This window comes from Eoetvoesiella sp., assembly GCF_035555955.1.
Taxonomy (GTDB): Bacteria; Pseudomonadota; Gammaproteobacteria; order Burkholderiales; family Burkholderiaceae_B; genus Eoetvoesia.
Genome location: NZ_DATMGA010000040.1, coordinates 1 through 10,912, shown reverse-complemented (window position 1 = coordinate 10,912; position 10,912 = coordinate 1). Strand labels below are relative to the sequence as shown.

Here is a 10,912-nt window from a genome sequence, read left to right as displayed (position 1 = left end):
AGCACGTTCACCGTCGTGCTGCCCAGGCTCGAGCTCTAGTGATTACGCTGTCTTGCCGTGTTTTTGCTGCAGCACGCAGCGATAGACGAGCCCGCCGATCACGGCGCCTATGATGGGCGCCAGCCAGAACAGCCATAACTGTTCGATGGCCCAGCCTCCCTGGAACAGCGCGACACCGGTCGAGCGGGCCGGGTTGACCGAGGTGTTGGTTACCGGGATGCTGATGAGGTGTATGAGAGTAAGCGCCAGCCCGATGGCGATGCCGCCGAATCCTGCGGGGGACCGGCCATCCGTGGCGCCCATGATGATGAAGATGAAGAATCCCGACAGGACGACCTCGCAGATGAACGCTGAATGCAGGGCATAGCCGCCGGGAGAGTGGGCCCCATAGCCGTTCGAGGCGAATCCGCTGGCGGCGGCATCGAAACCGGCTTTTCCGCTGGCGATGCTGTATAGCACGGCTCCCGCGATGATAGCTCCGATGAGCTGGGCGACGACATATGGCACCAGCTCGCGGGCGGGAAAGCGTCCGCCTGCGACCAGGCCGAAGGTCACGGCCGGATTGATGTGGCAGCCCGAAATATGCCCGATGGTGTAGCACATGGTCAGCAGTGTCAGGCCGAAGGCCAGCGCTACTCCCATGAATCCTATGCCGAGTTCCGGGAAGCCGGCGGCTAGGACGGCACTGCCGCAGCCACCTAGAACCAGCCAGAAGGTGCCGAAGGATTCGGCAATGCAGCGGTTGATCAGTTTCATGGTTTCGAGGCCGGGAAGTTGAATACTTCCGCAGTATAGGCTGGCGCTTGCGCCTCGATTGTCAAGGATTGACAAGGGCTGGACTGCTTGGGAAAGGCGCTGCAAGAGTGGTGTGGCGCGGCGCTGCCGGAGCACTTCCGGCAGTCGTGGAAGAGGTGTGGACGGCGCTTGCCAGGCGGAGCTAGCCCAGAAAATGCATTACGGCGCTATTGATGCCGTAGCCGCCCACGACCAGGAAAACGAACAGGCTGGTGGCGAGCATCAAGGGCTTCAGGCCCGCCTGGCGGATTGCGCCGGCGTGGGTACGCAGGCCCAGGGCGGCCATGGCCATGGCCAGCAGGGCGGTATCGACGTGGAGGATGATTTGCACGACGCTCGCCGGCAGAATGTGCAGCGAGTTTATGGCGCTGGCCACAATGAACAGGACGGCGAACCAGGGGATGGCAATGGGTGTTTTTTGCCGCTTGGCGTCCGGATTGCCGGCGCTTTGCGAATGGTCGCGCAGAAAACCCGACAAGATCAGCAGGAAGGGGGCCAGCATCATGACGCGCAGCATTTTTTCGATGACGGCGGTTGCCGCCGCGGTGTCGCTGACGGCCTTGCCGGCGGCAACCACTTGCGCGACTTCATGGATGGTGGAGCCGGCGAATACGCCGTAGGCGTGCTCGGAAAGGGGCAGGAAGGCGTAGAGCAGGGGGTAAAGAAACATCGACAAGGTGCCGAACACGACCACGGTGGCGACGGCCACCGACACCTTGTGCGCCTGGCCGCGCACCACAGGCTCGGCCGCCATGACCGCCGCCGCGCCGCATATGGAACTGCCCGCGCCGATAAGCATCGAGGTTTGCCTGTCCAGCTTGAAGACCCGGGTGCCCAGTTGCACGGCCAGGGTGAAGGTGAGCCCTATCATCAGGACGGCGATCAGGGCGCCCGCCCAGCCGATGTCGCCGATTTGCTGAAAGGTGATGTGAAAGCCGAAAAGAATGATGCCGGCGCGCAACAGCTTGTTTTTCGAAAAGTCCACGCCAATGGCGGTATGCGCGGCAATGCTGGGGAAAAACGTATTGCCCGCCGCGATGCCCAGCACAATGGCCAGCGTCAGGGCGCTGATGCCGAACCGTTCCGCCCAGGCCGATTGGCTGAGAAGCACGCCGCCCGTGGCGATGGCTCCGGTAAGTACCAGGCCGAGCCACCAGGCGGATTGGCTGAGCGGCATTAAGGGACGACTGGGAAGTGCGGCGGTTTGACTCATGGCTTGATGCGGATTGCGATTGAAAATGGGATTCGATAGTTGGTATTTGCATAAGCTTATAGCTCTGAGTAACATGAATCAAATATATATAATTCACATATGCATAATATTTGGTTATGCTATGTACTCATGAACCTGCATCTCGCGCGTATTTTTTTCCATGTGGCCTTGCACCGCAGTTTCTCGCGGGGGGCCGAAGCCTTGTCCATCAGCCAGCCCGCAGCTTCCAAGGCGGTTCGCGAGCTGGAGCAGCAATTGGATCTGCCCCTGATAGAGCGCGGGGCGGGGCAGGGTGCGCGGGCGCGCGGCCTTCAACTTACCGAAAGCGGCCAGGCGCTGTTCGAGCATGCCCGGGGCATTTTTGCGCTCGAGCGCGCTGCCACCGACGATCTGCGGGCTCGCGCCGAGCTGCGCCGTGGTGAACTTACCTTGGGAGCAAGCACGACCGTGGCGGCGTATTGGCTACCGTCCTACATGGCCCGGTTCGCGCGCCTGCACCCGGCCATTCAGTTACATGTCGTTGTGGGGAATACGCATTCCATTGCCCAGGGCCTGGCCGACTGCCGCATGGATCTGGCCTTGGTCGAAGGCAATGTGGACGAGCCGAACATCACCGCCAGCTATTGGCGCGACGAGCAGCTGGTGGTCATCGGTCCCGAGCATTACCCGCTGGCGGCCAGGCGGCCTTTGCAGCCGGCGCTGCTCAACGACGAAATCTGGCTGGTGCGCGAGCCCGGCTCGGGCACGCGAGAGGTCACCCAGCAGTTGTTGAAGCAGAATGGGCTGGAACCATCCCATCAGATCGAGATAGGCAGCAACGAAGGTATAGCGCGTGCCGTATCCGGCGGCCTGGGCATAGCCATGCTGCCGTGGGTCGTGGTGCAGGATCTCGTGGCGCTGGGCCGGGTTCAAACCTTGGAATTGGCCGGCGCCGCGACGCTCCGGCGGCCATTGTTCAGGCTGGAGCGCGCCGAGCGTCCGCTGTCCCCCGCGGCCCAGGTCTTTTCATCGCTGCTGGAAAAGCTGGATTGAGCCGTTTGGCGTATTCGGCCGCAAGGAATGGGTTGCTGGTATTAATGAGCTTTTCTCATGTTATAGGTGGAACAAGTACGTGTAATCCCTAGCATTTTTCCAATAAAAACAAAGGGTTTACCTTATTGAAAAGATTGCCAGGTGATGCTGCAGCTTTTGTTTCCAGCAATAATCCATATTGGAAATATTAACTGAAACAAATATTTAACATAGATTCCTAGAATAATTATAGATAGAAATCTCATAAGAGCGGCCGCTAGTTGTCAGCTCTTTTTACCAAGGGTAAACCCGAGGTTTTGGGGGCTGGATTTCAAGTTTTGTTGCATCACTCCAACAGAAAAAAAGAAAAGAAGAGCTTTTATGAATGTCTTGATAGCCAGTGCGGCCGAATTTTGATGCAATAGCTACAACTTCCCATCGTGGAGTTAAATAGGCGGCGTGGCAAATTCTGACCGTGCCGCCAATTACTCAAATCTACGGAGATTTCTTGACATGAAAAAGACTCTGCTCGCAGCTGCTCTGATCGCCGGCTTCGCTGGCGTTGCTCAGGCGGAAACGTCGGTCACCCTGTACGGTATCGTCGATGGCGGTATCGGCTATCAACAAATCAAGGGCGATTCCCTTGCTGGCGACAAGCTTACCCGCACCGGCATGCTCAGCGGCGGACAATCGTCCAGCCGTTGGGGCCTGAAGGGCACCGAAGACCTGGGCGAAGGCCTCAAGGCAGTCTTCGTGCTGGAAAACGGCTTCGACCTCGGCACCGGCGTGACTTCGCAGTCCGACAAGCTGTTCGGCCGTCAATCCACGGTTGGCCTGCTGTCCGACGCATGGGGTCAACTTGACTTCGGCCGTCAAACCAACATCGCCACCAAGTACTTCGCAGGCGTGGCCAGCCCCTTCGGCACCGACTGGAGCCAGGCTCAAGTCGGCACGGCTTTCGGCGCCGCCGCCAGCCAGCGCTACGACAACATGGTCATGTATCAAACCCCGAACTTCGCGGGCTTCCAGTTCGGCTTGGGCTACTCGTTCAACGCCAACGGCAGCCAGCAGTTCAAGACCAGCAGCAGCGACGAGCCTAACGTTCGCGCCTGGACCACTGGCCTGCGCTACGCAAACGGCCCCATCGCCGCTGCTCTGACCTATGACCAGTTCAAGTCGGCTGAAACCGGCTCCAACGTCAAGGGCGATACCGGTGTCAACGTTCGTTCCTGGAACATCGGCGCCAGCTATGACTTCGAAGTCGTGAAGGTGCACGCTGGTTTCGGTCAGACCCGCAACGGCTGGTTCTCCGCTCCTTCCGCTTTGTACAGCGATCTTGCCAAGTCTTTCTCCATGGCTGCCGCCGATGGCCTGAAGGTCAACTCCTACTCGCTGGGTCTGAGCGCTCCGGTTGGCGCCAACGGCAAGGTTCTGGCCGGCTGGACCATGGCCGACCTGCGTGACGACACGACGGGCGATTCGGGCAACAAGCAACAGGTTTACAGCCTGGGCTACTCCTACGCTCTGTCCAAGCGCACCAATGTGTACGCCGTCGGTTCGTATGCCAAGCACGTGCTGTTTGCCGACGACCTGAAGTCGACCTTCGTCGGCGCCGGTATCCGTCACCAGTTCTAATCGGCGGGCATGGCCTGGCCATGCCCCAGCCGCCCCGGTTCACCGGGCCGGCCTTGGAACAAGGCGAGTTCATCTCGCAAAAACCACCCTTCGGGGTGGTTTTTTATTTTGTGGCACGGCTTTGGCCGGCTCCGGCTTTCTGTTTCTACCGACCACGCTCCTAGGGGTTTTGCGCCTTCGCCCAGCCGCCGGGGGCGGGGGAGGGCTGTGTCCGTCGATTCCGTAACGCACCGAAATGGCTTTTCGGATGCGAGAAATATGCGTTTACGTTTGGGACATACTCGTTTACGTTTCGTCTGCAAAAAGCCACTGGCGCCAGTGTTTCACTTTTATTGCATGGGCGATGGGTTTAGGATGGACACATAAGCCGCACGCATTCCGCAAGGGTGTTCAGCGGCCGCCTTGGCCCTTGATGGCCGCATATAAGGCAAACAAGGCTGGGCGAGATCGCAGCGCCATGGCCGATTTACTCAAATCTACGGAGAATTGCCAAATGAAAAAAACACTGCTCGCCGCAGCGTTGGTGGCCGGTTTCGCTGGCCTTGCCAGCACCGCCCAGGCTGAAACGTCGGTCACTTTGTACGGCATTGTGGATGCCGGCATATCCTATCAACGCGTCAAGGGCACCGTGGGAGGCGTCGATTACAAGGGTACCCGTACCGGTGTGCTCAGCGGCGGCGAGTCGCCCAGCCGCTGGGGCCTGAGGGGGTCCGAAGATCTGGGCGAAGGCCTCAGGGCGGTTTTCGTGCTGGAAAGCGGTTTTGACGCCGGCACCGGCCAATCCTTGCAAAACGACCGCCTGTTCGGCCGCCAAGCCACCGTCGGCCTGGATTCCGATAATTGGGGCCGCCTGGACTTCGGCCGCCAGACCAATATCGCCACCAAGTATTTCGCAGGCGTGGCCAGCCCCTTCGGCACCGACTGGAGCCAGGCGCGCGCGGGCGCCACGTTCGGTGCGGCCGACAGTGTCCGCTACGACAACATGATCATGTACCAGACTCCCGATTTTGCGGGCTTCCAGTTCGGCGTCGGGTACTCGTTCAACAACAACGGCAGCCAGCAGTTCAAGACCAGCGGCGGCAGCGAACCCAACTCCCGTGCGTGGACCACCGGCTTGCGCTATACCAACGGCCCCATTGCCGCCGCGCTGACCTACGATCAGCTCAAGTCGGCGGAAACCTTTGCCGATCCCGACGACAACGGCGTTTCGATCAAGAGCTGGAATCTGGGCGCAAGCTACGACTTCAATATCGTCAAGCTGCACCTTGGCTTTGGCCAGACGCGCAACGGCTGGCTCTCCCCCATCCAGTATGCCGACCTGGGCGCCCAGACGGACAGCACCGGCTATTACGCGGACGACGGCCTGAAAGTCAATTCGTACACCGTTGGCCTGAGCGCGCCGGTGGGCGCCAATGGCTCGCTCATGGCTTCGTGGGGCATGGCCGATCCCCGCTCCACGGGCGTGCATGACGGCGATCTCAGCAAGCAGCATATCTACAGCCTGGGCTATAGCTATGCCTTGTCCAAACGCACCAATCTGTACGCGGTGGGTTCGTACGCCGACCATGCAGCCATGCAGGACGACCTGAAGTCGACGTTTGTCGGCGCCGGCATCCGCCATCAGTTCTAACTGGCGCGCATTGCCCGGCCATGTCGCCCGGCACGCCGGGCATGGGCCGGGGCAATGGCCTTGCCTTGCTGAAAAACCATCCGGAATCCGGGTGGTTTTTTTACGTCGAAAAAAAATTAAAATCCCATGATTTTCATGGATTTTTAACGCTGTTCATGCAACGTCCGGCGGCAATGGACCTTATTGCCGCGACTTTGTTTCAACATTGCCCAGGTTCAGGTGGAATACATGTTCAAAATGCTACAATCCTACGGTTTACTTATTGAGATTGGATGCTTGGCATGAATTTGCAACAGTATTTTCCCGTACTGCTTTTTATTGTTGTCGCCACCCTGATCGGTTTCGTATTGTTGACGGTGGGCCGCGTGCTTGGGCCCCATCGTCCCGACGAGCAAAAGCTATCGGCCTACGAGTGCGGTTTCGAGGCCTTTGACGACTCGCGCATGAAGTTCGACGTGCGCTACTACCTCGTCGCCATCCTGTTCATTTTGTTCGATTTGGAAATCGCCTTCCTGTTTCCCTGGGCCATCTCCACCGGCACGGTCGGAATCGTTGGATTCTGGACGGTCATGGTCTTTCTTGCGGTGCTTACCGTGGGCTTCATCTACGAGTGGAAAAAAGGCGCGCTCGACTGGGAATAGTGCGCGGGGTCTTTGCGTGCGCAGCTCGCGCCGCGCGAGGCTCAGCGTAAACGGCGGCGCCATGCGGCGCTTCGCTATACAAGTTATTAGGCAAAATCATGGCTATTGACGGCATTCTTAAAGAAGGTTTTATCACCACCAGCGCGGACAAGTTCCTGAACTGGGCCAAGACGGGGTCGATGTGGCCCATGTCGTTCGGCCTTGCCTGTTGCGCGGTCGAAATGATGCATGCGGGTGCGGCCCGCTACGACCTTGACCAGTTCGGCATTATCTTTCGTCCCAGTCCGCGCCAGTCCGACCTGATGATCGTCGCCGGCACCTTGTGCAACAAGATGGCGCCCGCGCTGCGCAAGGTCTACGACCAGATGCCCGAGCCGCGCTGGGTGGTCTCCATGGGGTCCTGTGCCAATGGCGGCGGCTACTACCATTATTCATATTCGGTGGTGCGCGGCTGCGACCGCATCGTGCCGGTCGACATCTACGTGCCCGGCTGCCCGCCCACGGCGGAAGCCCTGGTGTACGGCCTGCTGCAATTGCAGAACAAGATCCACCTGACCAATACGATCGCCCGCTAGGCCCCGCGCCCATCCATTCACGTTCCAACTGCTCGCACTATGACACGGCTTGAAACGCTAAAAACCAATTTGACCGCCCATTTCGGCGAAACCCTCAACTGCACCGAGGCGCTGGGCGAACTGACGCTCGAAGTGCCCGCCGAACAATGGGTCGATACCTGCCTGGCCTTGCGCGACAATCCATCGCTGGGGTTTGCGCTGTGCATCGACCTGTGCGGCGTCGATTATTCCGGTTGGGGCGCGCCGACCTACCAGGACGCCAGCGCGCGGTTTCCCCAGCGTTTCGCGGTAGTGGTTCACCTGCTTTCCGTGGCGAACAACTGGCGTGTGCGCGTGCGTGGCTGGGTGCCCAACGAAGACTTCCCCGTAATCGCCTCCCTGGTCAATGTCTGGCCCAATACCAACTGGTTCGAGCGCGAGGCGTTCGATCTGTACGGCATCGTGTTCGAAGGTCATCCCGACCTGCGCCGCATCCTTACCGACTACGGCTTCATCGGCCATCCGTTCCGCAAGGACTTCCCGATTTCCGGAACGGTGGAAATGCGCTACGACACCGAGCAGAAGCGCGTGGTGTACCAGCCGGTCACCATAGAGCCGCGTGAGATCACCCCGCGTGTCGTGCGCGAAGAGGGCTACGGAATAGAGCGTTAAGAGAAATGGCTGACATCAAAAACTACACCTTGAACTTTGGCCCGCAGCACCCTGCGGCGCACGGCGTGCTGCGCCTGGTCCTGGAGCTCGACGGCGAGGTCATCCAGCGCGCCGACCCGCATATCGGACTTTTGCACCGGGCCACCGAAAAGCTGGCCGAGACCCGCACCTACCTGCAAACGCTGCCTTACATGGACCGGCTCGACTACGTCTCCATGCTGTGCAACGAGCATGCCTACGTCATGACGGTCGAAAAGCTGCTGGGCATCGAAGTGCCGCTGCGGGCCCAGTACATCCGCGTCATGTTCGACGAAATCACGCGCATTCTCAACCACCTCATGTCCATCGGTTCGCACGCGCTCGACGTGGGCGCCATGGCGGTGTTCCTGTATGCCTTCCGCGAACGCGAAGACCTCATGGACTGCTACGAGGCGGTTTCGGGCGCCCGCATGCACGCGGCGTACTACCGTCCCGGCGGCGTGTACCGCGACCTGCCCGACACCATGCCGCAATACGGCGAGACCAGCAAGTATCGTGGCGCCAAGGAAGTCAAGGCCATGAACGAAGCCCGTTCGGGTTCGCTGCTGGATTTCATCGAGGACTTCACCAACCGCTTCCCGGCCTGTGTCGACGAATACGAAGTCCTGCTTACCGACAACCGCATCTGGAAGCAGCGGCTGGTGGGCATCGGGGTGGTCGATCCCGAACGCGCCAAGGCGCTGGGCTTTACCGGCCCCATGCTGCGGGGCTCGGGCGTCGAATGGGATCTGCGCAAAATGCAGCCCTATGAAGTCTACGACCGCATCGATTTCGATATTCCCGTGGGCACCAATGGCGACTGCTACGACCGCTACCTGGTCCGCATTGCCGAAATGCGCGAAAGCAACCGCATCATTCGCCAGTGCGTCGAATGGCTGCGCAACAATCCCGGCCCCGTCATCGTCGATAACCACAAGGTGGCGCCGCCCTCGCGCGAGCACATGAAGACCGGCATGGAAGATCTCATCCACCACTTCAAGCTGTTCACCGAGGGCATGCACGTGCCCAAGGGCGAGGCCTATGCCGCGGTCGAGCATCCCAAGGGCGAATTCGGAACCTATGTTATTTCCGACGGGGCCAACAAACCCTACCGCCTCAAGATCCGCGCCCCGGGTTTTGTGCACCTGCAGTCTCTGGACGAGATGACGCGCGGGCACATGATTGCCGACGCCGTCACCATTATCGGGACATTGGACATCGTGTTTGGCGAGATCGATCGTTGATCGGCGCCGCGTCAAGATAAATACCGGATACAAATTATGCTGCTTTCCGAACAAGCCTACAAAAAGATCGACAAGGAGCTCACCAAGTTCCCGGCCGATCAAAAGCGTTCCGCCATCATGGCGGCGCTGGCTGTCGCCCAGGATGAAAAAGGCTGGGTTTCCACCGAAGTCATCGAAGACGTGGCCTCGTACCTGCAAGAGCCGCCCATTGCGGTGCAGGAGGTCGCCACTTTCTACAATATGTTCGATACCAAGCCGGTGGGCCGCTACAAGCTTACGGTATGCACCAATCTGCCTTGCGCGCTGCGCGACGGCGTGAAGGCCGCCGACTACCTCAAGGAAAAACTGGGCATCGATTTTTTCGAAACCACCGAAGACGGCCTGTTCACGCTGCAAGAAGGCGAGTGCATGGGCGCCTGTGGCGATGCGCCTGTCATGCTGGTCAACAACAAGCATATGTGCGTGCGCATGCTTCCGGAGCAGATCGACGCCATGCTCGACGAACTTAAACAGAACGGAGAATCGCGATGAACGCTCCGGAAACCTTGCAGCGGTTTTCCCACGGCTTGCTGGCCACACCGGGCGACGACGCATCGCGCAGCATGATTTTCCATGGCCGCCACATCAATCCGCAAATCGTTGCCGGCCTGGACGGCAGCAACTGGCATCTGGACGACTACGTCAAGCGCGGCGGCTACGAGGCCTTGCGCAAAATCCTTACCTCGGGCATGAAGCCCGAGGAAGTCGTGGCCGAGGTCAAGGCTTCGGGCCTGCGCGGCCGCGGCGGCGCCGGGTTCCCCACCGGGCTCAAATGGAGCTTCATGCCGCGCGCCTTGCCGGGCCAGAAATACCTGGTGTGCAATTCCGACGAAGGCGAGCCGGGCACGTTCAAAGACCGCGACATCCTGCGTTTCAACCCCCACATCGTGATCGAAGGCATGGCCATCGCCGCCTATTCCATGGGCGTCAGCGTAGGCTACAACTACATCCACGGCGAAATCTTCGACATCTACGAACGTTTCGAGGAAGCGCTGGAAGAAGCGCGCGCCGCCGGCTTCCTGGGCGACAAGATCCTCGGCTCGGACTTCAACTTCCAGCTGCATGCCTTTCATGGCTACGGAGCCTACATCTGCGGCGAGGAAACCGCCTTGCTGGAATCGCTGGAAGGCAAAAAAGGCCAGCCGCGCTTCAAGCCGCCGTTCCCGGCCAGCTTCGGCCTTTACGGCAAGCCCACCACCATCAACAACACCGAGACCTTCGCGGCCGTGCCCTGGATATTCCGGCACAGCGCCAAGGAATACCTCGAAACCGGCCTGCCCAATAACGGCGGCACCAAGCTGTTTTCCGTGTCGGGCGACGTCGAGCTGCCCGGCAACTACGAGATTCCCCTGGGCACGCCGTTCTCGACCTTGCTGGAACTGGCCGGCGGGGTCAGGGGCGGGCGCAAGCTCAAGGCCGTGATTCCCGGCGGCTCGAGCGCCCCGGTGCTGCCCGCCGAC

12 protein-coding genes are annotated in these 10,912 nt (G+C 60.0%); 10 read left to right on the top strand and 2 right to left on the bottom strand.

The annotated features are described in order from the left end of the window. Positions 1 to 42: 42 nt before the first annotated feature. Positions 43 to 756 (bottom strand): aquaporin Z, encoded by a 714-nt coding sequence (gene aqpZ, locus VNT00_RS11265; protein ID WP_325587486.1) that lies wholly within the window; start codon positions 754 to 756, stop codon positions 43 to 45. Between the two features lie 181 nt (positions 757 to 937). Continuing rightward, positions 938 to 2,008 carry a YeiH family protein gene (locus VNT00_RS11260; RefSeq protein WP_325587484.1) on the bottom strand — a complete coding sequence of 357 codons (1,071 nt, stop codon included), beginning with the start codon at positions 2,006 to 2,008 and terminating at the stop codon, positions 938 to 940. Between the two features lie 129 nt (positions 2,009 to 2,137). Here VNT00_RS11260 and VNT00_RS11255 point away from each other — a divergent pair, with 129 nt between their 5' ends. From VNT00_RS11255 to VNT00_RS11210, 10 genes are all read left to right on the top strand, one after another. Beyond that, the gene (locus VNT00_RS11255) at positions 2,138 to 3,040 is read left to right on the top strand and encodes a LysR substrate-binding domain-containing protein (RefSeq protein WP_325587482.1); all 903 of its coding nucleotides are present in this window, start codon (positions 2,138 to 2,140) and stop codon (positions 3,038 to 3,040) included. Positions 3,041 to 3,532: 492 nt separating this feature from the next. After that, positions 3,533 to 4,654, top strand: a complete 1,122-nt coding sequence (locus VNT00_RS11250; RefSeq protein WP_325587480.1) for a porin — start codon at positions 3,533 to 3,535, stop codon at positions 4,652 to 4,654. A 493-nt stretch (positions 4,655 to 5,147) separates the two neighbouring features. Next, positions 5,148 to 6,284 (top strand): porin, encoded by a 1,137-nt coding sequence (locus VNT00_RS11245; RefSeq protein ID WP_325587478.1) that lies wholly within the window; start codon positions 5,148 to 5,150, stop codon positions 6,282 to 6,284. Between the two features lie 20 nt (positions 6,285 to 6,304). After that, entirely contained in the window at positions 6,305 to 6,550 is a 246-nt protein-coding gene (locus VNT00_RS11240) for a hypothetical protein (RefSeq protein ID WP_325587476.1), read from the top strand. A 15-nt stretch (positions 6,551 to 6,565) separates the two neighbouring features. Then, the gene (locus tag VNT00_RS11235) at positions 6,566 to 6,925 is read left to right on the top strand and encodes an NADH-quinone oxidoreductase subunit A (protein ID WP_325587474.1); all 360 of its coding nucleotides are present in this window, start codon (positions 6,566 to 6,568) and stop codon (positions 6,923 to 6,925) included. 98 nt (positions 6,926 to 7,023) lie between these two features. Further along, positions 7,024 to 7,500 (top strand): NuoB/complex I 20 kDa subunit family protein, encoded by a 477-nt coding sequence (locus VNT00_RS11230; protein WP_325587472.1) that lies wholly within the window; start codon positions 7,024 to 7,026, stop codon positions 7,498 to 7,500. Positions 7,501 to 7,539: 39 nt separating this feature from the next. Then, entirely contained in the window at positions 7,540 to 8,151 is a 612-nt protein-coding gene (locus VNT00_RS11225) for an NADH-quinone oxidoreductase subunit C (RefSeq protein ID WP_325587470.1), read from the top strand. A 5-nt stretch (positions 8,152 to 8,156) separates the two neighbouring features. Next, positions 8,157 to 9,413, top strand: coding sequence for an NADH-quinone oxidoreductase subunit D (locus tag VNT00_RS11220; RefSeq protein ID WP_325587468.1), 1,257 nt, complete (start codon positions 8,157 to 8,159; stop codon positions 9,411 to 9,413). A gap of 36 nt (positions 9,414 to 9,449) precedes the next feature. Continuing rightward, positions 9,450 to 9,944, top strand: a complete 495-nt coding sequence (gene nuoE, locus VNT00_RS11215; RefSeq protein ID WP_325587466.1) for an NADH-quinone oxidoreductase subunit NuoE — start codon at positions 9,450 to 9,452, stop codon at positions 9,942 to 9,944. Continuing rightward, the coding region (locus tag VNT00_RS11210) for a complex I 51 kDa subunit family protein (protein WP_325587464.1) at positions 9,941 to 10,912 on the top strand (972 nt) is incomplete at its 3' end. The genes nuoE and VNT00_RS11210, both read left to right, overlap by 4 nt.

Bases quoted from the DNA above. Each gene is read 5' to 3' on its own strand.
- VNT00_RS11260 (WP_325587484.1), bottom strand. From the start codon at position 2,008: ATGAGTCAAACCGCCGCACTTCCCAGTCGTCCCTTAATGCCGCTCAGC.
- VNT00_RS11255 (WP_325587482.1), top strand. From the start codon at position 2,138: ATGAACCTGCATCTCGCGCGTATTTTTTTCCATGTGGCCTTGCACCGC.
- VNT00_RS11250 (WP_325587480.1), top strand. From the start codon at position 3,533: ATGAAAAAGACTCTGCTCGCAGCTGCTCTGATCGCCGGCTTCGCTGGC.
- nuoE (WP_325587466.1), top strand. From the start codon at position 9,450: ATGCTGCTTTCCGAACAAGCCTACAAAAAGATCGACAAGGAGCTCACC.
- VNT00_RS11220 (WP_325587468.1), top strand. From the start codon at position 8,157: ATGGCTGACATCAAAAACTACACCTTGAACTTTGGCCCGCAGCACCCT.
- VNT00_RS11240 (WP_325587476.1), top strand. From the start codon at position 6,305: ATGTCGCCCGGCACGCCGGGCATGGGCCGGGGCAATGGCCTTGCCTTG.
- VNT00_RS11235 (WP_325587474.1), top strand. From the start codon at position 6,566: ATGAATTTGCAACAGTATTTTCCCGTACTGCTTTTTATTGTTGTCGCC.
- aqpZ (WP_325587486.1), bottom strand. From the start codon at position 756: ATGAAACTGATCAACCGCTGCATTGCCGAATCCTTCGGCACCTTCTGG.
- VNT00_RS11245 (WP_325587478.1), top strand. From the start codon at position 5,148: ATGAAAAAAACACTGCTCGCCGCAGCGTTGGTGGCCGGTTTCGCTGGC.
- VNT00_RS11230 (WP_325587472.1), top strand. From the start codon at position 7,024: ATGGCTATTGACGGCATTCTTAAAGAAGGTTTTATCACCACCAGCGCG.
- VNT00_RS11225 (WP_325587470.1), top strand. From the start codon at position 7,540: ATGACACGGCTTGAAACGCTAAAAACCAATTTGACCGCCCATTTCGGC.